This is a genomic window from Providencia sp. PROV116, from assembly GCF_028482485.1.
Taxonomy (GTDB): domain Bacteria; phylum Pseudomonadota; class Gammaproteobacteria; order Enterobacterales; family Enterobacteriaceae; genus Providencia; species Providencia rettgeri.
In genome coordinates this window covers 246,747-270,022 of sequence record NZ_JAMPQO010000002.1, presented here as the reverse complement: position 1 = coordinate 270,022, position 23,276 = coordinate 246,747, and the positions used below count along the sequence as shown (strand labels likewise).

At 40.6% G+C, this 23,276-nt stretch carries 18 protein-coding genes; 12 read left to right on the top strand and 6 right to left on the bottom strand.

Translation table 11 applies throughout. From position 1 onward, the window contains the following. Positions 1 to 101: 101 nt before the first annotated feature. Both PSE72_RS02790 and PSE72_RS02785 read left to right on the top strand, forming a co-directional pair. Positions 102 to 1,526: an aminotransferase-like domain-containing protein gene (locus PSE72_RS02790; RefSeq protein ID WP_004910542.1), complete on the top strand. Its 1,425-nt coding sequence runs from the start codon at positions 102 to 104 to the stop codon at positions 1,524 to 1,526. Between the two features lie 95 nt (positions 1,527 to 1,621). Beyond that, entirely contained in the window at positions 1,622 to 2,188 is a 567-nt protein-coding gene (locus tag PSE72_RS02785) for a HutD/Ves family protein (protein ID WP_238563142.1), read from the top strand. Here the strand turns inward: PSE72_RS02785 and PSE72_RS02780 are convergent. Next, a complete protein-coding gene (locus PSE72_RS02780; RefSeq protein WP_115167335.1) occupies positions 2,185 to 2,796 on the bottom strand; it encodes a LysE family translocator in 612 nt (203 codons plus the stop codon). The genes PSE72_RS02785 and PSE72_RS02780 overlap by 4 nt on opposite strands. Before the next feature lie 160 nt (positions 2,797 to 2,956). On the opposite strand from PSE72_RS02780, the gene PSE72_RS02775 reads away from it, so the two are divergent. From PSE72_RS02775 to PSE72_RS02740, 8 genes are all read left to right on the top strand, one after another. Continuing rightward, on the top strand, positions 2,957 to 3,430 hold the full coding sequence (locus PSE72_RS02775; protein ID WP_115167334.1) for an Lrp/AsnC family transcriptional regulator: 474 nt from the start codon (positions 2,957 to 2,959) through the stop codon (positions 3,428 to 3,430). A gap of 648 nt (positions 3,431 to 4,078) precedes the next feature. After that, a complete protein-coding gene (locus tag PSE72_RS02770) occupies positions 4,079 to 5,422 on the top strand; it encodes a radical SAM protein (RefSeq protein ID WP_115167333.1) in 1,344 nt (447 codons plus the stop codon). Positions 5,423 to 5,432: 10 nt separating this feature from the next. After that, the gene (locus tag PSE72_RS02765; RefSeq protein ID WP_115167332.1) at positions 5,433 to 6,122 is read left to right on the top strand and encodes a TorD/DmsD family molecular chaperone; all 690 of its coding nucleotides are present in this window, start codon (positions 5,433 to 5,435) and stop codon (positions 6,120 to 6,122) included. A gap of 28 nt (positions 6,123 to 6,150) precedes the next feature. Next, the gene (locus PSE72_RS02760; RefSeq protein ID WP_267689671.1) at positions 6,151 to 8,733 is read left to right on the top strand and encodes a molybdopterin-dependent oxidoreductase; all 2,583 of its coding nucleotides are present in this window, start codon (positions 6,151 to 6,153) and stop codon (positions 8,731 to 8,733) included. A gap of 13 nt (positions 8,734 to 8,746) precedes the next feature. Then, the gene (locus tag PSE72_RS02755) at positions 8,747 to 9,289 is read left to right on the top strand and encodes a DMSO/selenate family reductase complex B subunit (protein ID WP_004264054.1); all 543 of its coding nucleotides are present in this window, start codon (positions 8,747 to 8,749) and stop codon (positions 9,287 to 9,289) included. An 11-nt stretch (positions 9,290 to 9,300) separates the two neighbouring features. After that, positions 9,301 to 10,155: a dimethyl sulfoxide reductase anchor subunit family protein gene (locus PSE72_RS02750; RefSeq protein WP_198641197.1), complete on the top strand. Its 855-nt coding sequence runs from the start codon at positions 9,301 to 9,303 to the stop codon at positions 10,153 to 10,155. Positions 10,156 to 10,412: 257 nt separating this feature from the next. Next, a complete protein-coding gene (locus PSE72_RS02745; protein ID WP_217007730.1) occupies positions 10,413 to 12,536 on the top strand; it encodes a TonB-dependent receptor family protein in 2,124 nt (707 codons plus the stop codon). A gap of 18 nt (positions 12,537 to 12,554) precedes the next feature. Next, positions 12,555 to 13,700, top strand: coding sequence for an ABC transporter substrate-binding protein (locus PSE72_RS02740; RefSeq protein ID WP_115167330.1), 1,146 nt, complete (start codon positions 12,555 to 12,557; stop codon positions 13,698 to 13,700). Between the two features lie 74 nt (positions 13,701 to 13,774). Here PSE72_RS02740 and PSE72_RS02735 read toward each other — a convergent pair whose 3' ends face one another. From PSE72_RS02735 to PSE72_RS02725, 3 genes are read right to left on the bottom strand one after another with little or no spacing between them, the layout of a single operon-like run. Continuing rightward, positions 13,775 to 15,595, bottom strand: a complete 1,821-nt coding sequence (locus PSE72_RS02735; RefSeq protein WP_217007729.1) for a CocE/NonD family hydrolase — start codon at positions 15,593 to 15,595, stop codon at positions 13,775 to 13,777. Positions 15,596 to 15,599: 4 nt separating this feature from the next. Next, entirely contained in the window at positions 15,600 to 17,015 is a 1,416-nt protein-coding gene (locus PSE72_RS02730; RefSeq protein WP_254178853.1) for a YfcC family protein, read from the bottom strand. Positions 17,016 to 17,040: 25 nt separating this feature from the next. Next, entirely contained in the window at positions 17,041 to 17,763 is a 723-nt protein-coding gene (locus PSE72_RS02725) for an IclR family transcriptional regulator (protein ID WP_004910559.1), read from the bottom strand. Between the two features lie 465 nt (positions 17,764 to 18,228). Between PSE72_RS02725 and PSE72_RS02720 the strand changes: the two genes are divergently transcribed. Continuing rightward, positions 18,229 to 19,209 (top strand): Gfo/Idh/MocA family protein, encoded by a 981-nt coding sequence (locus tag PSE72_RS02720; RefSeq protein ID WP_272690881.1) that lies wholly within the window; start codon positions 18,229 to 18,231, stop codon positions 19,207 to 19,209. Between the two features lie 38 nt (positions 19,210 to 19,247). On the opposite strand, the gene PSE72_RS02715 is transcribed toward PSE72_RS02720, so the two are convergent. Beyond that, positions 19,248 to 20,897: an alpha-keto acid decarboxylase family protein gene (locus PSE72_RS02715; protein WP_217007943.1), complete on the bottom strand. Its 1,650-nt coding sequence runs from the start codon at positions 20,895 to 20,897 to the stop codon at positions 19,248 to 19,250. A gap of 124 nt (positions 20,898 to 21,021) precedes the next feature. Between PSE72_RS02715 and PSE72_RS02710 the strand changes: the two genes are divergently transcribed. After that, on the top strand, positions 21,022 to 21,915 hold the full coding sequence (locus PSE72_RS02710) for a LysR family transcriptional regulator (RefSeq protein ID WP_115167328.1): 894 nt from the start codon (positions 21,022 to 21,024) through the stop codon (positions 21,913 to 21,915). Between the two features lie 69 nt (positions 21,916 to 21,984). Here PSE72_RS02710 and PSE72_RS02705 read toward each other — a convergent pair whose 3' ends face one another. Beyond that, the gene (locus PSE72_RS02705) at positions 21,985 to 23,163 is read right to left on the bottom strand and encodes a calcium:proton antiporter (RefSeq protein ID WP_115167327.1); all 1,179 of its coding nucleotides are present in this window, start codon (positions 23,161 to 23,163) and stop codon (positions 21,985 to 21,987) included. Between the last annotated feature and the right edge of the window lie 113 nt (positions 23,164 to 23,276).

The window sequence follows — 23,276 nt, the reverse complement described above, 5'->3', positions numbered from 1 at the left end:
TTAAAAAAAAGTCAGGTGAATGTGTGGATAAGTAGAACATGAGACGATAAACTATAATAGTAACAATTATTGAGATATTAACTATAACAGTTGAGGCGGCTATGACGAGATACGAACAATTAGCAGCGCAAATTCGTCAGCAAATTGAAGACAATATCTGGCAAGTGGGCGACAGATTACCTTCATTGAGGGAAAGTGTTAAACAGTCTGGTTTAAGTTTAATGACTGTTGTGCAAGCATATCAGTTGCTTGAAAGCCAAGGATGGGTCGTTGCTCGCCCGCAATCAGGGTATTACGTGGCAAACCGCAATAACGCATTTGCTGCCGCAAAAGGAGGTAAAGGGCTACATTTGAATGAAAATGTAGAGATTAACGCCTCTATTTTTGGTGTCTTACAAGCTTGTAAGGACCCGAATATTATCCCATTTGGCTCCGCATTTCCAGAGCCCGCCTTATTAGATGACCCAAAACTCGCGAAATCACTCGCGTCTGTCGCTAGGCGCTTATCGAAATTTAATACACCAGCTAATTTGCCGCCTGGTAATGAACAACTGCGTCGAAACATTGCTCAGCGTTATGCAACTCAAGGGATCCATGTTGCTCCTGATGAAATCGTGATTACAGCAGGAGCCATGGAATCTTTAGTTCTGAGCTTACAATCAGTCACTCAGCCCGGGGATTGGGTCGTTATCGAATCACCTGCATTCTATGGTTCACTTCAGGCAATTGAACGGTTAAAACTCAAGGCAATTGCTATTAAAACAGACCCGCTATTTGGTATTGATCTTGACGCGCTAGAGGATATTGCAAGCAAATATCCAATTAAAGCCTGTTGGCTGATGACACATTATCAAAATCCATTAGGCGGTACGATGCCGCAAACGAACAAAAAACGATTGGTCGATATCCTGAATAAGCAGCAAATTGCATTAATTGAAGACGATGTCTATGGGGAACTTTATTTTGGTAACAAACAGCCAATACCCGCAAAGGCACTAGATACTAAAGGAAATTTCTTTCATTGCTCTTCGTTTTCGAAATGTTTAGCGCCAGGGTATCGAGTGGGTTGGGTTGCCGCGGGTCAACACGCGACAAAAATTCAACATTTACAAATGATGAGCACCGTTTCTGCTAGCGTTCCCACGCAATTAGCTATTGCTGAGTACTTATCATTAGGGGGATATGATAACCACCTTCGTAAACTGCGTTTAACGATGGAACAACGTCAGCACCAAATGTTGAGTGCAATAGCAAAATACATGCCTCAGTCAGTAAAAGTTAATACACCAAAAGGTGGGTATTTTTTATGGCTAGAATTTGAACCGCCATTTAATGCTATTCGTTTGTACCAACTCGCACTAAAAGAGGGGATCAGCATCGCACCGGGAAGTATGTTTTCCACCAGTGATCAGTTTAATCATGCATTTCGTCTTAATGCATCGTTTACATGGAGTGAAAGGGTTGAAGAAGCAATGAAAACTTTAGGCCGTTTATGTCACTTTTTAATCAATGAGAGGCGTGATTAGTCACATTATCATTGTTAATTCATTGCCTTGAAAGATTAACTTTGCCAATCTAAGTATAAATCTAAATGTGTTAGCAGCAATAAATGGGAGGTAATGTGAAAATAAAATGTTTTGACACAATGGAGTTACCTATCCTGGATTGGCATGATGGCGGGGGGGCCAGCCAAGAAGTATTTTGCTGGCCAGTAGCATCGGACTATTCACTACGCGCAAGTATTGCAACCATTGAGCAAGAGAGCTATTTAAAACGTTATGCGGAAGGAGAAAGGTTGGCAGTATTGTTGAATGACCAGCCGCTTCTGTTAACCGATACCAAAGCATTTGAGTGCCGATTAGAGCATGCAGGTGATCATGTCCAATTTTCAGCCCAGCAATTTTGTGTGGTAAAAGTCCCAAAGCCATCAGTTAAGTTAATGAATTTTATTTTTCTAGATGATAGGTGGGCGGTTAAAAACTACTTCATCACTGGAGATTGTAAATTACCAGCTAACCAAGCAGGGTTAGTCTATGTGCTCAATGGTGAATGGGAAATTTCAGGCGCAAATTGCCATCTTATGGCGCAAGGACAAGGAGCCTGGTGGCTACCTGATATCGGTGAAGGGGTGATAAAACCACTTAGCACCGATAGCAAGTTAATCTGGATTGAATTATTGCCTCGCTAACTAGTAGCTAAACCAATAGCAGCGAGTGTTAGCATACCGCCTGCAACCCCCTCGGTTATACGGCGTTTTTTATCATTATAAGTTCGCTTATTATGCATGGAAGCAAATAATGCACCTATCACACCATAGATTACGACACACGAAAGTATAAAAGCAGCTGAAAGTATCAAAGACTGAACTGCCACACTTTCTGTCAGCTTAATGAAATTCGGCAAAATAGCGAAGTACACCAATAACCCTTTAGGGTTAAGAAAGCTCGTCAGAAATGCTTTAGCTATTACTGCCTTTGTTGACACCGTTTGAATTTTTAAGTCTCCCGCTTTCATCGCAGATAACACCATGCGGATAGCAAGATAAGTGACATAAGTCACTCCAACCCATTTAATGGTGTGGAAAATCATAGGGGAAGCCGCAACAATCGCCGCTAAACCAAGTGCAGCCAGAATCGCATGCGCCATATAGCCCAGTATAATACCTAAATTAGCTTTCAAGGCAGCAGAGGTGCCTCCTGATAATCCTTGTGCGGAAATAAAAAGAATATCTGGGCCTGGTGTGCAGACTAAAGGGACTACGGTTGCGCTAAATAAGAGCAAGGTCTGTAACTCCATTTCAATTCCTCATTATTGTTTATTGTTATTTCACGCAACTGGCCAGTAGCAATAAAATTATAGCGATAATCCAGTGATATTGGATTTTTTTATTGCTTTAAAATAAACAATAATTGGTATTTAATATCAAAAATTAATATTAAATTGAGGTTGAGTACCAATGAAAGAAAATAGGCTAAAATTGGATGCCATTGATAGACGCATCTTACAGATTTTACAAAGAGATGGAAAAATTCAGAATATTGAATTAGCTAAAGAAGTGGGGCTTTCCCCGTCCCCTTGTCTGCGTCGTGTGAAATTGCTTGAAGAAGCCGGGGTTATCAAACGTTATGTGGCCGTATTGGATGGCAGTAAAATTGGAGCCGGTCTTTCTTTATTTGCACGTATTTGGTTTAAAACACAAGATGCCAAGACCATCAACCAATTCGTTGAAGACATTAAACAGATGCCTGAAGTCGTTGAATGCCATCTAATGGCAGGGGAATGTGATGCTTTGATCCGTATTGTAACGCAAGACTTAGCCTCTTATCGTCGATTTCATGCAGATCATTTAACGCAAATTAGCAGCATTCAGAGTATAAAGACGGAGGTGCCAATGGAAACGGTTAAGGTGACTTATGCTTTACCACTTTGACGATAATGACCAACCGCGTGATAGTGACGAGTTGGGAGTGTCTAACGATGAATTATAATTATATCTTTAATTATGATAAAAAGATAAATAATAACTATGCTGTATTTATTAGAGAGGTTTATAAAATAAAAGAAATTAAATATGATAAATATGAATAGCTGAACATTTTTTGAAGTTTAATTTTACAAATTGAAATATTATTTCCTCTCTTTTAATGTTGAAAGGTTAGTTTAATATTATTTTAGAATGCTATTAAATGAGGTATTTGAATTTTATATGGCGATTTTTAAAGAGATAATTCTCATATAATGAGAACATGATTGAGTAATAACCTAGCCATAACGACAGCGATAGCTAATTATTTGATATATAAATAATGAAAGGAAAGTTTTTTTGATCCTGCGCAACACCATACTACGTCACTTACCTATACTGATATTAATTAAAAATCAAAATAATATAATGCGAATGTTTCTTATTTAAAATTATTTTCAATTTGCTCGGTAATGATGTGAGTATTTATAAGCATATTTCTAATTGTTATTGGCATTATAATGACAGTCTATTAATTGATTATTTACATTCTGAACCTAATTGAAAATTCACTGAATAATAGGAACTGTTTGCTCATAAATTGAAGGGAAATTTATGATCTATCCTATTACTGATAGAACAATATCGACAGTAAATAATCAAAAATTTAAGCGCTACGCTATTCGCTATTTGGATATCGAACAGCAAACACAGCAGGCAATCATAGAATATGGCCTTAATTTTGAAGCCCCTTTTGCACAGCAACATGAAATTGAGAAACTCAAACTAATTATAAAGAATAATGGCGCAATTTTTGCCAATAATGGGAAGAGTATACATTGCAATTGGCTCTCGAGTGCTTGCGTGCAATGTCGTACGGGAGAAGGGAGTTATACGACATTTTTGTCATTAAAATGCCACCGCGATTGTTATTTTTGTTTTAACCCAAATCAAGAAAACTATCAGGGTTATCAACAAGAAATGCGTGATGCGATTGGGGAGGTTGATGCAATTGCAGAGCAAGGTTACCCTCTGACCCATATCGCACTAACAGGCGGGGAGCCTCTACTTTTTCGCCAAGAAAGTATCGAATTTTTCCAAGCTGTCCAACAGAAATTACCTCAGGCTCATAGCCGTTTATATACCGCTGGTGACCCATTAGACCGTAACACTGCATTAGCTTTAGCGAAGGCAGGTCTACAAGAAATCCGTTTTAGTATCAAAATTGATGATTCAAAAGAACGCATCACCAAAGTTTTGCACCGCATCGCGTTAGCTCGTGAAATTTTTCCAGCGGTTATGGTGGAAATGCCGGTGATCCCCGGTACAGAACAGCAAGTGTATCAGTTATTAACTCAGCTTGATGACATTGGTATAGATGGTATCAATTTATTAGAGTTTTGTTTCCCACTAACAAATAGTGAAGCGTATCAAGCTCGAGGCTTCGAACTTAAAAATCCACCTTATGAGGTGTATTACAACTATTGGTATGCTGGTGGATTGGCGGTTGCACAGAGTGAATTAGCTTGCCTTCGAGTGCTTAATTTTGCACTCGAAAATAAATTATCGCTTGGGGTGCATTATTGCTCTTTAGAAAATAAACATACGGGGCAAGTGTACCAAAGTAATGCTTTTTTTGAACACAATCAAAAAATATTAGGAAAACATTACTTCTTCTCTTCTCAAGATTATTTTTTTAAAAGCGCCAAAGTTTTTGGTGATGATTGTGAAAAGGTGGCGGTTTTACTGAAACAAACAGGCGTTTCTTATTATCAAGATTTGTTACATGGGTTTTTGCAATTTAACCCTGAAGCAATTTACTTATTAACCTCGCTAGACAAACTACCTATTGCGTTGACCTCTCACATTGTTGAGCCCGATGAACAGGGCAATCCTTTAATTAAAGAAGTGCAAATTGAACTCACTACACCCGCTGAATTTTTACTGACTGACCTGTAGGGATACATTTATGACTAATGACGACCAAATTTTAGATTTTCTGTATGCGCGTCAATTTGCTTATGACGTATTACGGCGTTTATTTATGGAAGAGCCAACGCCAGAGTTATTAAATTATTTGAGAGACTCAGGGTTGCTGTTATTTCCCTGTGATGAAGCATTACCCGCGATGAGAAATGCCATAAATGACATGCATAAAGACTTAAGCAATAGGCAGCTACAAGCCAATACTGAGAGTTTTGAAAACTTGCATTGGGATTTTACTCGCTTATTTATTGGCCCTGAAGCCCCGCCAGCAGCGCCATGGGAGTCAACTTATGTTTCCCGTGACAAACTGTTATTTCAAGAAAGTACCTCAGCAGTGAAATCCTTTTATGAACAGTATGGCGTTCATTTACCGGAAGGGGATAGGGAAGCCGCTGACCATATTGGTTATGAGTTGGATTTTATGTGGCATTTAAGCCTGCGTATTACTGAACTTATTGATAGCGAAAATGAAACCGTTGATTGGGTTAACGTAAACGCGTTGTTGCTCGGGTCTGCCACATTTTTAAATACCCATTTATTGGCGTTTATTACGCCATTTTGCCGCTCAATGCATAACCATGCAGACACATTATTCTATCGTCAATTAAGTTCATTAGTTGAGCTTTTCTTACGCAATGATATTAAAAAAATCAATGAATTAGTCAATTTATAATAATAAACAAAATGAAGAGGTAAGAGCAATGTCAGAAAGACAAAAAATAGCCTTGAGTCGCCGTTCATTTATAGCTTGGACATCGGCGGCATCAGTGATGGCTACGTTACCGCTGAGTAAGCAATTATATGCGGCAACACCTGAGGAAGAAAAAGCGGTTGAGCAAGCAACTGATGCGGTCACTCAAGGGAAATGGAAGCCCGTGGCCTGCTGGCATAACTGTGGTGGTCGCTGTGTTAATAAAGCATTGGTGGTTGATGGCGTAGTTGTTAGGCAAAAAACCGATGATGTGGTTGCGGACTCACCTGATTTCCCACAACAACGAGGTTGTTTACGTGGCCGTTCACAACGTAAACAAGTCTTTGGCGCAGATCGCTTAAAATATCCAATGAAGCGTAAAGGCTGGGCTCCCGGTGGTGGAGATAAAAGCTTGCGAGGCCGAGACCAATGGGTACGCATCAGTTGGGATGAAGCATTAGATATTGTGGCATCAGAATCGAAACGTATTAAAGAAAAATATGGGAATGAATCGATTTGGATCACTGGCGGTAATGGTGTTGATATCCAAAACGTTTATGCGAAAGCTGGGGGATTTGTTGGCGATTGGGGGACAACCTCATGGGGAGCATGGTTTGAAACACCAGCCCATTTAGGGTTGCTTGAAGGGTTTTATACGTTTGGTACCAATGATCGCTTTGATATGCGTAACTCCCAGCTAATTGTGATGTGGGGAGCAAACCCGGCGTGGAGTAGCCCTGGTAGCCCAACCTATAATTACTATCAAGCGAAAAAAGCGGGAGCGCGCTTTATTAGTATTGACCCAAGTTATACGACCACGGCAGAGTTAATGGATGCAGACTGGTACCCCATCAACCCCGGTACTGACCATGCTTTAGCTCTGGGTATCATGTCTGCGTTATTAGAAATGGATAGCCCTGACAACCCATTGATTGATTGGGATTTCTTACGTCGTTGCACGGTTGGTTTTGATGAAAATAATATGCCAGCTGGCGCTGATCCAAAAGGTAACTTCAAAGATTATCTGTTAGGCACCTACACGGGGGAGCCGAAAACACCAGAGTGGGCCTCTCATATTTGTGGTCTGTCAGCTAGCGATATTCGCAAGTTAGCGCGTGAAATCGGCGGCACTAACCGAGTCGCATTGCTTACCGGTTGGGCGCCTGCTCGGATCCATAACGGTGAAGGATGGGTGCAAGCATTCTCAACATTAGGCTTTATGACTGGCCATATGGGAAGGCCTGGTCGCATGACTGGGGTCAGCTGCCACTTCGCAGCTGGAAATAATGGCACGCGGCTCGTAATGGCCGGAGCAAGTGGGTTACCTTCAATCCCAAACCCGGTTAGCTTGAAAATTAATCACAATGAGCTTAACCGTGCATTATTAGAGAAAAGATTCCGCCAACGTGGTGTAGGGGATGTCGATGCAAATATCCAAATGATAATTCACCCGTTTAATGCGACACTGCAAACACGAGCTAATATTTCGCAAAGTGTTGAAGCTTATCGTAAAGATGTGGAACTGATTGTAACTGCAGCATATGTTCCACATACTTGTGCTAAATATTCGGATATTGTCTTACCCGTGACGACAGAGTGGGAACGAGAAGGAACCATATTAAATCCAAGTAACCGCGAAGTTATTATAGCTGCGGTGAATGTAACTCCGCCACTTTATGAGGCGAGAAGTGACCAGTGGATTGCCAAAGAAATAGGTAAACGTCTGGGGATTTATGTCGATGAGGTTTTTCCTGTTTCGGAAAAACAACAATTTTTTAATAAACTCAATGGCGCAACGATTATTGGTGAAGATGGTAAGACGACAGAGCCATTAATCACCATTACCCAAGCGGATATTGATGAATGGCAAGTAACAGGTAAGCCACAGCAAGGCCGAATTACCCTCAACGAATTTCTTACTGTTGGGAAATACCAAGTCAAGCGTACTTCTGGTGATAACTATGGTTATATTGCCTATGAAGATTTTATTCGCGACCCTCAAGCCAATCCACGACCAACACCGAGTGGTAAGTTCGAAATTTACTGCCAAACATTAGTCGAAAAAGCCGATGAATGTGGTTGGACGAAATTACCTCCAATTCCTGAATATATCCCATCCGCGAGCGGTTATGAGGCAAGTTTTAGCGACTTCTCGAAGAAGGAAAAAGGGGATTATCCATTCCAAATCTATAACCCACACTACTTACGTCGCTCTCACAGCACGCTTGATAACGTGCCTTGGTTGCGTGAACAGTGGCCAAGTCCAATTTATATCAATGCGTCTGATGCTAAACGTTTAGGTATTAAACACGGTGAAACTGTGTTGATAACGAGCCCACAGGGAAAAATTGTGCGTCCCGCATTGGTGACACAAACGATGAAGCCGGGTGTGGTGGCATTACCACATGGAAGTTGGACAAATGTTGATGAAAAAACAGGGATAGATATGGCGGGAGCCGACAATACGCTAACCATTCAAGTCCCTACAGGGCTTGGGACGTCAGGGTGGAACACGATGCTATGTAATATCGAAAAATGGCATGGGGACCAGCTAGTTCCAGATGCTGCAATTCCACAGCGTATTATTTTTTAGGGGGCAATAAGAAATGGATAAACAAGTTGGATTTTATATTAATGTTGCCACTTGCATTGGTTGTAAAACCTGTGTTGTTGCATGTAAAGACAAAAATGATCTTGAGGTCGGGCGCAACTTTCGTCGTGTGTATGATATTGAAGTAGGTGAATATCCACGTCCTCGGACTTGGCATTTGTCTATTGCCTGTAACCATTGTGATGACCCGCAATGCGTCAGCCATTGCCCTACCACCGCAATGCATAAACGAGAAGAAGATGGGGTTGTATTAGTCGACCATGATAAATGTGTGGGGTGCCGCTATTGCACATGGGCTTGTCCATACGAGGCACCTCAGTTCGATGCCAGTATTGGAATGATGACTAAGTGCGACACTTGTCTTGATCTTCGTGAAAAGGGCGGGAATCCAATGTGTGTTGATTCTTGTCCTATGCGTGCGATTGAATTCGGTCTAATTAGTGAGTTACGTAAAAAATATGGCTCGAATGCAGATATTGCAGGGTTACCTAGCTCAAGTATTACCAAACCGAACCTGGTTGTCGGTACAAAAGGATAAGGAGAATTATCATGCATGAATTTCCATTGGTGGTTTTCACCTTATTTATGCAAGCTTCTGTAGGGTGCTTGCTAGTTTCATTGGTGTGCTATTTTCGTGTACTTGAAGGCGGAAATAACCGACAAAGCGTCCAGTTTATTAAACTGCCTATTTTAGCAAGTTTTATTCTGGGCTGTGTTGGGTTGTTAGGCTCACTATTTCATATGGGGAACCCGCTACACATGTTTTACACCATGTTGCATGTGTCGACCTCATGGATGAGCCGTGAAGTGTGGGCGACGGCAATCTATATGGCGCTCTTGTTTTTCAGTATCGCACTGCTATTGCTTAAACAAAATGCGAATGCGTTGCTACTGCTGCTGAGTGCGTTAGCCGGTATTATCTATATGTATGCAATGTCAGCATTATACGCTAACACCTTGTTTAACCTCTGGAATGGTTTATTTACCTACGCCAGTTTCTTTGGCGCGGTGTTATTGCTTGGTGGTGTAGTTGCGGCATTATTACTGGTAGGTTCTTTACGTCGCCATGGCAAAGAAGCGCAATTAAAACGTGTGGTCAAAATTGCGCTAGGTATTGGTGTTATAGGAATTTTACTTATGTTACTGGGCGCATTATCTCTGCTAGGGAATATGGGAGAGCCGATTTATATGGGAATGACGCCACGTGAACTCCCTGATGGTTTAGTGAACTTAAGTATTGTTAGAATTATACTTATTGCATTAGGGGTATTGTTTGTTGGTCGTTTACTGTGTCAAAAAAATGGGCACAATGTGAATGCAACATTCGTGATGTCACTGGCAACACTCTGTATTTTTGTTGGCGAGGGAGTTGGTCGGGTAGTGTTTTTCTCACTAGGCGGTTAGTTCTTATTAGAAGCGAAATATTATCTGTTTTGCTTTTAACCATATGATGTCGTTAAGTAATATGCTCCGAGGGGAAATTTTCCCTCGGATTTTTTAGTTTTCTTCAGTTCTTTTCATTCTAAATCAAAAACAATAACCCTTTATATAATAAGGAATTAAGCTAGAGTAATTTCAAAATAAATAGTAAATTAAGTTGATTATCTGTAATAATTCTAATTATCATTATTACTCTTAATCTCCTTTGTTACGTATCCCTTATGAATTTAAAAACTAGCAAGTTACTCATACCATTAGCAATTTCAGCTGCATTAGCGCCTTATCATGTTTTCGCTGTTGATAATTCAAAAAATGATCAAATTACAGTTACAGGCAATTGGCTTGAAAATACTGAAGATGGTGAGGTGGTATTTAATCACCCAGGTGCTCGGACAGTAAGATCTCAACAGCAAATTAAAGAATTAGGCAGTGAAACCATTGGGGATGCTTTAAAAGGGATCCCAGGGGTGCAGGTACGCGAAAGTAATGGGACAGGGGGGAGCGATGTTTCCTTAAATGTAGGGGTACGAGGGTTAACCTCACGTCTTTCACCGCGTTCAACGATTTTACTCGATGGTATGCCATTAGCCGCTGCGCCTTATGGTCAACCTCAGTTGTCGATGTCACCATTATCACTAGGTAGTATTGAATCTATTGATGTGATCCGTGGAGGGGCTTCTGTGCGTTATGGGCCGCAAAATGTGGGTGGCGTAATTAACTTTGTGACTAAGCCTATCCCGAAAGACTTTTCTGGGGGTGTTTCGCTACAAACTCAAGGAGCTAAAACGGGAGGGCTAAAGACACTGGTGGATGCGTCCGTGGGAGGCTCAAAAGCGGATGATTCAGCGGGAGCGCTATTGCTGTATTCAGGGTTACACGGGCAAGGCTACCGTAAAAGCAACGATAATACTGATATTGATGACCTGATTTTAAAAACCCGTTATGCCATAACAGATAACGACGAACTACTGGCTAATTTTCATTACTATCATGCGATGTCAGGTATGCCTGGAGGGTTGACTCAAGCGCAATATAATGCGGACCCTTTCCAATCAACACGGTCTTATGACCGTTTTGAAGGCAATCGACAAGATATGTCATTGAAATACAAACATGAAGAAGATGACAAGCAATTTGAGTTAATGACATGGTTTAGTAAAAGTTATCGGGGTAGTTACATAGAAAGTGAGCATAAAGATAAAGCGAATGAAAGGCGTTTAGTTTCTTACCCTCGTCACTATACCGCTTATGCCATTGAACCGAGTTATTCGCAATTATTCCGTTTTAATGATATTTCACACGAAGTAACAGTGGGGTATCGCTATTTAAATGAGACCGCAGACGAAAAAGCTTACCGTTCAAATTGGTACCAAACGGGTACTCAAAGTTCGCGGCCGAGTACCAATGATTATTATCAACACACATCGGGTGGAACAGAAGCCCATGCGATTTATCTTGATGACACTATTGATGTTGGCAACTGGACAGTGATCCCCGGGATCCGCTATGAGAACATTAATATTCATTTAAATGATAGTTTTAAAAACCAAAATAGAAGTAAGCGCTATAGCGAACCACTTCCTGCGCTGGCCGTGATCTATCATATTGATGATGAATGGAAGCTATTTGCCAATGCGAGTACGTCATTCGGCAGTTTACAGTACTTTCAATTGAATACTAAAGGGGTTGGGAATTCCCCTGCGAATGGGTTAAGTGCAGAAAAAGCCCATAACTACGAAGTGGGGACTAAATACGATAATACCGCGCTATCCCTTGAGGCGACCTTATTCTATATCGATTTTGATGACCAACTGCTTTATGTTGAAAATACAACGGGTTGGACAAATTTGGGCGCCACAACTCACCAAGGTGTGGAATTGGCGGCAAGGTATAACCTGTCTGACCTGAGCGATAAATTGGATGGTATCAGTGTATACAGCACCTATACCTACACGAAAGCGGTTAGTAAAAAAGGTGACTTTGCCCATAAAGATTTACCGTTTTATTCACGACAGGTCTTTACCGCAGGTAGCCGTTATGAAACGGGGAATTGGGTATGGAACTTAAATACCTATGCGCAATCTACCCAAGAATCGCCAGGAACATCAAGCCATTATGTAACAAAACCCAGTGCGGATGGTCGATACGGAACAATCCCCGGTTATATGGTATGGGATGCACGAGGTGAGTACCATTTTGGTAAAAGTTTATCTGATTTAACGTTATCTGCTGGTATTAAAAATCTTTTTGATCAAACCTATTTTACACGTTCTACTGATAATAATTATGGTATCTATGTGGGGCAGCCAAGAACTTACTATGTTCAAGCATCCGTAAAATTTTAATAAATACAAGGCAAAACAATGATAATGAGAAAAATTATCAATATATTCGTGCTGATTCTTGGCGTAGTTAGCCTACTATTTTCGACTAGTAGCTTATCCGCACCTATCACGGTGACGGATATAGCGGGTAGGGACGTAACCGTCAATGCGCCGGTATCTCGAGTGATGCTGGCAGATAGCCGCGTTTTGGTTGCGCTGAATATATTACATCCACAAGATCCACTAAAAGGGATTATTGCTTGGGATGATGCGTTAATAAAAAAAGCGCCTGACCTGAGTGTGGCTTATAGTAAAAAATTCCCAGAATTAAGCAAGATCCCTGTTTTCCCAAACCCGTATACAACGGACTTTAGCGTTGAGAAAGCGTTGGTTGCACAGCCAGATTTACTCATTTTTGATATTGGCTTAAAGAGTAAGCTCACAGAAAATGGCACTTTATCATTATTGGAAAAAAGTGGCTTACCTGTCATTTTTATCGATTTCAGACAATATCCACTGAAAAACACTCTGCCGAGTATGACGTTATTGGGCCAAGTATTTGGTGAGGAACAACAAGCGCAAGCATTTAATCAGTTTTACCAGCAAAAGTTAGACTTAATCCGTTCAAGAGTGGCTAAACTTAGTCAAGAGCAACGCCCAAGTGTATTTATTGAACGGGCCGCTGGTATTCAAGGGGAAGATTATTGCTGTAAAACCTTTGGTAATGGCAATTTTGGTGAGTTTGTTGAAACGGCAGGGGGAAATAACCTCGGTTCGCAATGGTTTAGTATTGGCATGGGTGGGGAAATCAGTGAAGAACAACTGATTCACAGTAACCCTGATTATTATTTAATGACTGCCGCTGATTGGGACAGTACTCGCAAAGGTAGCGCCTCTGTGCCATTAGGTTATACGGGGGATAAACAAAGGTCTTTAGCCCGCTTGAATAAGCTAATGGATCGCCCTAAATTTCGTTCATTATCGGCTTTCAAAAACAAGCAAGTATTGGCGCTCTATCAGCAATATTACGATACGCCATTCAATATTATTGCAGTGGAAGCGATTGCAAAATTCATCCATCCGGAACTTTTTGCAGACCTTGACCCGCAAGCGGATAGCGATTACTTACATAAAACGTTCACTGCCTTAGAAGGTGATGGTGTGTTTTGGGTTCAAGCGGAATAATTATCTTCTCATGTAGCCCGCTTTAGCGCTGTTGGCAGCTAAAGTGGGCAAATAGTTTATTAGCTAATAATAGTTTAAGCCTCGTTGATCACCGGCAAAATAATTTTTGACGGGTGCTCACTAGAAAAATGTAGGCTATTACAGGCTATTTTCCATGTTCTGTCACCTGCGATAGTTTTACCTGTATTTGTATTGAAGTCATACTTAGGGAAGTTGCTACTAGAAATATCTAATCGGATACGGTGCCCTTTTGCGAAACGATTTGCACAGGCAAAGGGCTTAATTTTCACTTCGACAATTTCATTTGGTGTTAATAATTCCTTTTTCTCATATCCATGCCGAAAACGGCAACGAATAATGCCATCTGTAATATTCATGGCATAACCTTGTGGGTAATCGGCACTAGGTGGGTAAACATCAATAAGCTTTGCAGTAAAATCTGTATCTAAAGCATCACTACTGATCCAAAGTGACACCTCTATTTCACCGGCTAAACAGACATCTGTTTGCAATTCTTCCGTTTCGAAAACTAAGACATCACAACGGGCAGAAAGAGGTAGGTTATTTTGTTTGCTACCAAAAAATTGCGGTAATTCACGTTGGTTAAAAGCTCCTCCCCAAAATATCGGTTGGCCTGAAGTTAAGGCTCCGCCAATGGTAGGGACTGGGTGCTTAGGGTCATAACAATAGGATATTGAGGCTGTTTTAGTGTAGGGGTGAAGATATAATGTGTTATCTGGCCACAGATAATATGCAGTTTTTTCAGTATTTGCTAAAGGCCATTGATGGCAGTTAAGCCATTTTCCACCATGCTCTATACGCCCTTGTTGGTTACGTTTACCGCTTCCACCACCCATCATAAATATTGTTACATCTTCATGATTGTTTTTGGAGTTTTCATCTTTTAAGTGAGCTTCAAACCAGTTCAACCGGCAAGAAAGCCAACTTTCACTGACATTGTTATCAAATGCGGCGATATAACCGAACTCTGCGTCACCACTATGAGTGATATTGCGGTCACCATGGAGCCAAGGGCCCATGATTAATTTTTGAGGTGATTGTTTTTTAGTAACAAATGCATGATAGTTATCTAATGTTGAACTGACATAGGCATCATACCAACTGGACATGAATAATACTGGGATATCAGGTATTTGGTCATAATATCCTTCAGCATAGATGCCGATTTTCTGCCAATAATCGGAAAAACACTCTTCTTCCCATTGTTCAAATAAATACGATTCATATTCAGGGACGTGTTTAAGCAATGTTTGTCCTTGATACCATGGCATTGTTGTGAACCATTCATGGATATTTTCTTGTTCGAGTGCAGCTAAAATATCGGGAGATTGCTGGGCGACTGGGCTTAGTTTAGCTTGTTTAAATGCCCAAGTAGCTTGTTTGAGTTCAAAAGCGCCTCCTTGACGGATCCCACATTGATAGGCGTTGGCAAATCCACCGGAATCCAGCACCATCGTGTGTAAACCTGGAGGGTTTAGACACGCCATGGCTAATTGTGTATGAGCGGCATAAGAGAGGCCCATTGAACCTATTTTGCCATTACACCAGGGTTTTTCCATAATCCATTGTAATGTATCAAAACCATCCTCGGCTTCATTAATATATTTTGTGAACTTTCCTTCGGACTCATAGCGTCCACGGCAATCCTGATACACAACAATAAAACCATACTCATTGAAGTATTTCGCCATTTCTTGGCGTGTTATTTGCTGGCCTGATACCGTTTTTTCCGAACGAGAAGGTGCGCTTTTATCATAGGGGGTTCGCTCGATAATAACGGGAAAAGACGTAGTTGATTGAGTTTGTGGAAAATAAACATCAGTAGATAGCATTATTCCATCACGCATTTTTATCCGGTAATTCTTCATATCCATTTTATTAATACCCTATGGTCACGGCGATAGTCAGTAAGCCGATACTGATTGCCATAAAAATTAAAAATAGCGGTAAAATATACTTCGCCCAAGTAGTCCAACTTACGCCTGCCGTAGCTAAGAAGATTAATAACCCACTGGATGTTGGTGTGATCATGTTAGTCAGCCCATTACCCATTAAAAATGCAAAAACGGTTGTTTGAGGAGAAACACCAGAAATTTCACCAACGGGGCCTAAAATTGGCATTGTGACAGCGGCTTGCCCAGAAGTTGATGGAATGGCAATGTCTAATAATAGTTGAGAAATAAACATGCTATATGATGAAACATAAGGACCGTGATTACCGACTAGTCCAACTAATTGATGAATAATGGTATCGAGAATTTTACCTTGAGAAAGAATAATTTCGACCGCTGTCGCTAACCCAATTAACACTCCTGCGATGAGGACTTTTTTCATTCCACTGACAAATGCGTTAGCGGCGGCACTTGCAGTTAAACCACTACAAAAAGTTAAAATGACACTTAAGAATAAATAGTAAGCAGATAAATCATTATTTTTCCAATGCCAGCGATTAGAGGCATAGACTAAAAATGCAACACCGATAGCTAAGACAATTAACATAAGTTTATGACGATGGGTTAATTGTGTGGTTTGATTATGTTCTTCAACCACATAGCTTGTGAGTGTCGTTTTACGAATGCTATAGAAAACAAATAAAATACCGAGTGTAATAAAAATAAGGTACGCTGCAATCCGCATACTTAAACCACTAAAAACCGGTAGACCAACAAGCGGTTGTGCGATAGAAAGTGCATATGGATTGGTGATGGAGGCGAGGTATCCTACCTTAACCGCAATCGCTACAATGGCAAGCCCAATAAGTTCATTCAACCCAACGCGTTTCACTAAGGCAATAACCATGGGAATAACCAAAAGGTACTCTTTGGCTAACCCCATAAAGGTACTTCCCATGGAAAATACAATCATTAAGAAAGGGATCAACAAATAGATATTGCCTCGGGTGACGTGAAGCAACCGTTCTAACCCTGATTCTATTGCCCCTGTTTTATTGAGAATTCCAAACATTCCTCCGATGAATAGAACCATATAAATAAGCGGTGATTGTTTAACAATTCCTTCGGGGATCGCTTTAAACAGTTGAGGTAAACTGACGGGAGCGGCAGTACCTTCTTCTGATTTTTCAGTACCTAATAATTGCTCTAACGTGATGTCTTTAGTGATAGTTTGGTAAGAGTCCGGAATGACTTTTTTACCATCGCGCTCATATTGGCCTGAATTAACAAAATAAGTCATTAAAAAGGCAATGATAACAATAGTTAACATTACTAAAACTGGATTCATTTGCCAGCCTGGTGGTGACGATGGAGTTTGTATAGTGTTGTTTGTTGGTTGCATGGTGTTGTCTCTTTTATTGTATTAATTATGAGTCGTAACCGAGCTGCCTTGATATGCGTAAAGCAGACAGAAGCAGTTGTTCAGTCATATCTTGTTCTTTTTCATCAGAAAAACGGCTTAGTGGTAAGCTAATGCTCAGTGAAGCAATGCATTCCCCGTGTTGTGAAAAGATAGGTGCGGCAATAGCACCGATACCTGCGGTTAATTCGCCTCGGGTAATGGCAAAACCTTGTGAGCGTATGGTGGCAATTGATTTTTCAATTGAGGGGTTCTTTTCAATAAAATGTGCTTGAACATCTTTAGGGGAGTAAGCCAATAGTACTCTGCCTGACGCTCCAGATCCTAACGGCCGGCGATTGCCAGCTTCACTGCGTACTTGAAGTGATTGCCCTGATGGCTTATGAAGAACTTGTAAAATTTCACCGTTGTCACGTATACGCATTTGAATGTTTTCATCAAAACGTTGACGGAGTTGCTCTGCTTCAACTTCTGCGACTTGGATATAGTTTATTTGCTGGCGAGCGCAATTCCCCAAGCTTAATAATTGATGGCCTAAATGATAGGTCACTGGGTTTTCATTTTTTTGCACGAAATGACGGTTTTCTAACGTGCATAATAAACGGTATACCTTGGATTTATTCATGCCAGATAAGCGTGCAAGTTCACTTAATCCAAGATTGTTTTTTTCACCTAATAGCATCAATAACAATAAAGCATCATCAACGGCAGTGACAATATTCTCTTTCATCTTAACCTCGGTTGGTTTATACAGTAAACCATTGGTTTATTTAATAAAATTAGCATGGAGAATAATAAAAAATGATTCAAGAGAGTTGTTAATAAATTGTGATGTGAGTTAGGGTTTTAAAAAGGTTTATGTCAGTGAAAAAAAAGAGAAATAAAATATTTATAAGATAAAACAATTGGTTATATAAAACGTGAAATGAGAAAGTTTTGCTTACAACGTGAATAGAAATTATTGTAAATGGGAAGCTAATCGTCATTTATGGCGGTTATTTGGTTCACCTAGTGAAATTGGTTAGTACACCAGCAATAAATAAAAGAACCTCCAGTGAAAAAATGCGTCGTTTTTATTGAATTTTTAAGGGGAAAATACGGAAATGGCAGAGGTTATCAAAAAGCATCGAAGGCATTTCTTAAATAATGAGCCTTATGGCAAAATGAAATTCACTTTTCTTAATGGATAATAGAGATGAAACTAGCGCTGGTCGGTTCTGGAAAAATAATCATGTCGGCTCTTGATGCTTTAATACAGGTGCAAGGGATAGAGCTAGTCGCACTGTGTGTTCGGGCGGAAAGTATTGAAAAGGGACAGGTTATTTGCCAACAATTCGGTATAGCAAAGTTGTATACTGATTATCAAAAGTTGTTACAAGACCCTGATGTTGAGGTGATATACATAGGTTTGCCAAATCATTTACATTATCAGTATACCTTTGATGCATTAATGGCTGACAAACATGTGGTATGCGAAAAACCGTTTACACCAAATTGGCAACAGTTGCAGGCGTTAATTTCCATTTCACAGACTAGGGGGCTTTTTTTGTTTGAAGCCATTACGTCTATTCATACCCCTGAATTTCACTTTATCAAGCAAAACATTGATAAAATAGGTGAAATCAAAGTGATTCACGGTAATTATTCCCAATATTCAAGTCGATACAATGACTATTTGCAAGGCCGTATTCATGCTGCTTTTGACCCACAGCAAGCAGGCGGTGCGCTCTATGATATTAATTTATATAACATTTATTTGTTATCAGCCTTGATGGGAGCACCCAATAGTAGCCACTATATTTGTAATAAAGGGTTTAATGGAATTGATACATCAGGGGTGCTAACGGCCCATTTTGAGCATTCAGTTGCATCGTGTGTGGGAGCGAAAGATTCGGCGAGCCCTGGCTACTTTATTATTCAAGGTACTAAAGGGCATATTTGTATCACGGGAGCCCCAAGCCTCTGCCAGTCAGTTGAGGTTTGTATTGATGGGGAAATATCCAACGTATCTCGGGATGCAACAATCAATCATATGGTCTATGAGTTTGCATTCTTTCGTGAGCAAATTGCTAGTAAAAACCATGCTAAATGCGATGAATTGCTTGAATTAGCATTAATTGTCTCAAAAATATTGCACCAATCACGAAACGATGTAGGGCTGGTATTTACATCATAAAGACATTGGCAGCGCAATGGCTGCCATAATTTGTCAATTTAAAATGAATATAAAGATGCTACTGATTTACCAAGTTTTTCTGCAAGCTCAGATGCGGCATATCTATCCATAACTACCTCAATATAGGCCGCATGGTTCGATAGTTCGGCCTGCTTAATCGCATTGTCTAATTCATTGCAGTTGGTTACACGCTGACAATACCAATCATTACAACCTAATGCGGCGGGGAGCTGTGCATAATTCCATTGGGGTAAGTCGTTGTAATAGGCTTCAGGATTTTTACACAGAAGTCGTTCAATTAAATAGCCATCATTATTTAGGACGAAAATAATCGGTTTTAAACCAAAGCGGGCAAACTGGCTAATCTCTTGGGCCGTGAGTTGGTGAGAACCTTCCCCAGTCACTAAAATAACTCGCTTCTGTGGCTCTGCAATTGCTGCACCAAAGGCTGCGGGAGTTGCCCAGCCGATAGATCCCCATAATGTTTGGTTGTGAAATTGTGCATTTTCAGGTAATAAAGCAAAACCTAACCCCATAGATGCTGTTCCCGTTTCTGCAATAATAATGTCGTCCTTACGGAACATTTTTTCTAGGCGAGGGTACAAATATGAGGCGGTAATTTGGCCATTTTCACCTTGCTGCGGTGATCCTAATCCTTGAGCTTTGAGCCCGGCATGGTTAAGTGAGGGCGCAAGTTCTTTTAATTTATCTAACACATCTTTCATCAATACATTCGGGTAGATAGCGGAACCCACTTTCACATGGTCAGAAAGAATGTTAATACAGCTTTCAGGGGCAATCGTTGCGGTAAAGCTGCCGGTGTTGAAGTCCGTTAATACTGCACCGATCCCCATAACACAGTCACAGCTCTCGACGAATTCTCGCACATCAGGGTTCATTAGTTTTCCATTATAAATCCCCATATATTGAGAGTTAGATTCGCTTAATACCCCTTTATCCATAAACATGGTGGCATAAGGTAGGCCAGTTTTCTGAATAATAGCCTCAACATCAGTCGTTAAGCCGAAACGAGCCGTTAAAATCCCAGGAATAATACAGGCTTTTGTACTCGATGTGAGTTTTTCAACAATAGCGGTAACTGCAGCTGATAATGACTTGCTATGACTTTTATTTATAGTGATAGTTTCAGGTGTTTCATCTGCTTTAATTGGCATAACAGCATAGTCAGAAGGGAAACCTAAATAAACGGGTCGAGATTCTTGTAAAGCGGTTGTAATTAAACGTTCTGTTTCGGCAATACAATTTTCAGGCGTTAAAATAGCGTGAGCACAGCTTAAATGTTGGCTCATTTGATAAAATACATCGAAATCACCATTTCCTAGGGTATGGTGAACTAAACGGTGGTTTTTTTGAACTCCGCTTGCTAGCATACCAACAAGATGAAAAACGGGAAGATGTTCGGCATAAGCGCCAGCAATACCATTTAAGGCACTGAGTTCGCCGACACCAAAAGTGGTTGATAACGCTGCGGCACCTTTCACACGGGCATAGCCATCCGCAGCATATGAGGCATTGAGTTCATTGCAGTTGCCAATCCAGCGCATATTTTCACTTTCACATACTGCATCTTCAATAGGGAATGCGTAGTCGCCAGCAACACCAAAAATATCGTGAATACCGATTTGGTAAATTCTATCTAATACGTATTCGATAACCGTCTTATTCATCATGCTGATCTCCATTAATCGTCTAGCTTATAGTTCTAAGTTGAATTATTTTTATCGTTTATTATGCTTTAAAGGAAATCACTTAAACTCATTCTATCTATAACTAAAAATTATAGGGGGCGAAATGGACATTCGTTCATTACGTTATTTTGTTGAAGTTGTGCAGCTCAATGGTTTTAGCCGCGCGGCAGAAAGTTTATTTGTAACGCAACCAGCGGTTAGCCGTAGTATTAAAAAATTAGAAGATGAACTTGGTTATACTTTGCTGATTAGGGAAGTCGATGGCGTTAAATTAACGGAGGAAGGGGATATTTTATTGGCTCATGCTAGACAAATTCTTTCACAATTTGGCAGTATGAAAAAAGCGTTACTGGAAAGGTCAGGCCCTATATCTGGAGTACTACCCGTGGGGCTACCACCCGTGATAGCATCGACCTATTTTGCTGATATTATTATGGCCTTTAGCCGACGTTATCCACAGGTGGAACTGAAAATTCTTGAGTTGGGTACACGCAAAATGCGAGAGGCAATGCTAAATGGTGAAGTTGAAACTGCCGCCGTGATGTTACCTTTTGCTGATGACCGCTTTGAAGTACACCCTTTTTCAACCGACCGATTAATGCTATTGGTTAGCAACCAACATCCACTTGCAATACGTGAATTTGTTAAATTTAGTGAAATAGCCGATGAGCCTTTTATTTTCTTTTCTGATGATTTTCTGATTAATGAACTTGTTGTTAGTGCTTGCGGTGTTTATAGTAAAAAACCCACTATTTCTGGGCGTAGTAGTCATTTAGATTTGGTGACAGCCATGGTAAGAGCTGGGGTAGGGATAACGCTACTTCCGGACAGTATGTGGCAGAACACCAGTTCAGTGGGGTTATCCGTTATTCCAGTTATTGAGCCAATATTGGCTTACGACATTGCTTTAGCGACAGTAAAAAATCACCATCAAAGCCGTCGTGCACAAGCATGGCATGATTTGGCTTTGGATATGTTAAGAATAAGGAAAGTGTGAGCGAGGCTAACATAAAATTTGATACCCAATCGGGTATTTTCTTATGCAGCCTTCACGTTTTGTCAGCCACTACGGATAAAATAGAATAAGCCCAAATACAGCAAAGATGGCAAGGTGCATCCAACCTTGAATGGGAGATGTTTTCTGACCATTAAATGAAAGCATAGTCAGTAACATGGTGATTGCGAATAAAACAATTTCCGCGTTAGAAATCCCCATAATGACTTGTTTACCGGTAATAATGCCGATAATTAATACTGCTGGCACAGTTAAACCTACCGTTGAGACAAATGCGCCTTGGCAAAGGTTTATCGCTCGTTGCATTTCATTATTCATTGCCGCTTTTACTGCTGTGATTGATTCAGGTGTAAATACGATAATGGCGATCAGGACACCACCGACTGCTGCTGGTGCTCCTAAGGCTTCAATTCCGTAATCAGTCACGATGGCTAAGTAATGCGCAAGTAACACAATAGGGAGTATCAGCCCAATTAACACACAAGAACGAATAATAATCGTTTTTTTGTTTGACTCAGCGTGGTTATCTTTCTTTTCGACATTATTGTCTGCCAAAGCATCGCTAGCTGAAATGTATTGTTCTGGGACATTCATCAGCCCTTTAGGCGGCTGGATAAAAAATCGGCGGTGACCTCGCATCTGCATCCACAAGAAAGCACCATAGATAAGTATAGTAATACCTGAAATACCAATGGCTTGCGTATGGGAATACTCCCCTTGGCTAGAGGTATAATTTGGTAGGACTAACGCTAAACCAGTCAGTAATACGATCATTGAAAGATAACTGTTGGTTCCTTGCGTATTATATTCTTGTTCACCATTTCTAGCTGAACCTGCGAGTAAGCAGATACCTACGACGAGGTTCATGATAATCATCATCACGGCGAATATGGAATCACGCCCAATAGTTGGAAAATCACCGGGACCTAGTAGAACAGAGGCAATAAGAATGACTTCAATTAAGACAATAGATAAAGTCAGGATCAGCGTTCCGTATGGCTCACCCAATTGTTCAGCAAGATGGTCAGCCTCTTTAACGACACCAAAGGAAGCGGTGAGAATTGTAATGAACAGCAGTAAAAAAATCCAAGTTGCACTAAATGCAGAAAGACTGTCATTAAGTAATGTTTCGCCACTTAAAATAAAGAAAATGACGACTAACCAAGAGCCGATTAACCGGCTCCAAGTTGTTAACGGGATGAGTGGACTATTGAAACAGAAGCGCCCCATATTGTTTTCCTTTAGAAGAAAGGGCCGTCCCTGTTGCTGATACGCACTTGAGGTCGTCCTCAAGCCGAAAGAATATTAATCGGTCATTACTATAGCATTCATCTATTATCTTG

What these genes read in the sequence shown, in the direction of transcription:
- PSE72_RS02760 (WP_267689671.1), top strand. Translation starts at nt 6,151, where the DNA reads ATGTCAGAAAGACAAAAAATAGCCTTGAGTCGCCGTTCATTTATAGCT.
- PSE72_RS02765 (WP_115167332.1), top strand. Translation starts at nt 5,433, where the DNA reads ATGACTAATGACGACCAAATTTTAGATTTTCTGTATGCGCGTCAATTT.
- PSE72_RS02725 (WP_004910559.1), bottom strand. Translation starts at nt 17,763, where the DNA reads ATGAAAGAGAATATTGTCACTGCCGTTGATGATGCTTTATTGTTATTG.
- PSE72_RS02770 (WP_115167333.1), top strand. Translation starts at nt 4,079, where the DNA reads ATGATCTATCCTATTACTGATAGAACAATATCGACAGTAAATAATCAA.
- PSE72_RS02715 (WP_217007943.1), bottom strand. Translation starts at nt 20,897, where the DNA reads ATGAATAAGACGGTTATCGAATACGTATTAGATAGAATTTACCAAATC.
- PSE72_RS02790 (WP_004910542.1), top strand. Translation starts at nt 102, where the DNA reads ATGACGAGATACGAACAATTAGCAGCGCAAATTCGTCAGCAAATTGAA.
- PSE72_RS02740 (WP_115167330.1), top strand. Translation starts at nt 12,555, where the DNA reads ATGATAATGAGAAAAATTATCAATATATTCGTGCTGATTCTTGGCGTA.
- PSE72_RS02775 (WP_115167334.1), top strand. Translation starts at nt 2,957, where the DNA reads ATGAAAGAAAATAGGCTAAAATTGGATGCCATTGATAGACGCATCTTA.
- PSE72_RS02780 (WP_115167335.1), bottom strand. Translation starts at nt 2,796, where the DNA reads ATGGAGTTACAGACCTTGCTCTTATTTAGCGCAACCGTAGTCCCTTTA.
- PSE72_RS02750 (WP_198641197.1), top strand. Translation starts at nt 9,301, where the DNA reads ATGCATGAATTTCCATTGGTGGTTTTCACCTTATTTATGCAAGCTTCT.
- PSE72_RS02755 (WP_004264054.1), top strand. Translation starts at nt 8,747, where the DNA reads ATGGATAAACAAGTTGGATTTTATATTAATGTTGCCACTTGCATTGGT.
- PSE72_RS02705 (WP_115167327.1), bottom strand. Translation starts at nt 23,163, where the DNA reads ATGGGGCGCTTCTGTTTCAATAGTCCACTCATCCCGTTAACAACTTGG.
- PSE72_RS02735 (WP_217007729.1), bottom strand. Translation starts at nt 15,595, where the DNA reads ATGGATATGAAGAATTACCGGATAAAAATGCGTGATGGAATAATGCTA.
- PSE72_RS02720 (WP_272690881.1), top strand. Translation starts at nt 18,229, where the DNA reads ATGAAACTAGCGCTGGTCGGTTCTGGAAAAATAATCATGTCGGCTCTT.
- PSE72_RS02745 (WP_217007730.1), top strand. Translation starts at nt 10,413, where the DNA reads ATGAATTTAAAAACTAGCAAGTTACTCATACCATTAGCAATTTCAGCT.
- PSE72_RS02710 (WP_115167328.1), top strand. Translation starts at nt 21,022, where the DNA reads ATGGACATTCGTTCATTACGTTATTTTGTTGAAGTTGTGCAGCTCAAT.
- PSE72_RS02730 (WP_254178853.1), bottom strand. Translation starts at nt 17,015, where the DNA reads ATGCAACCAACAAACAACACTATACAAACTCCATCGTCACCACCAGGC.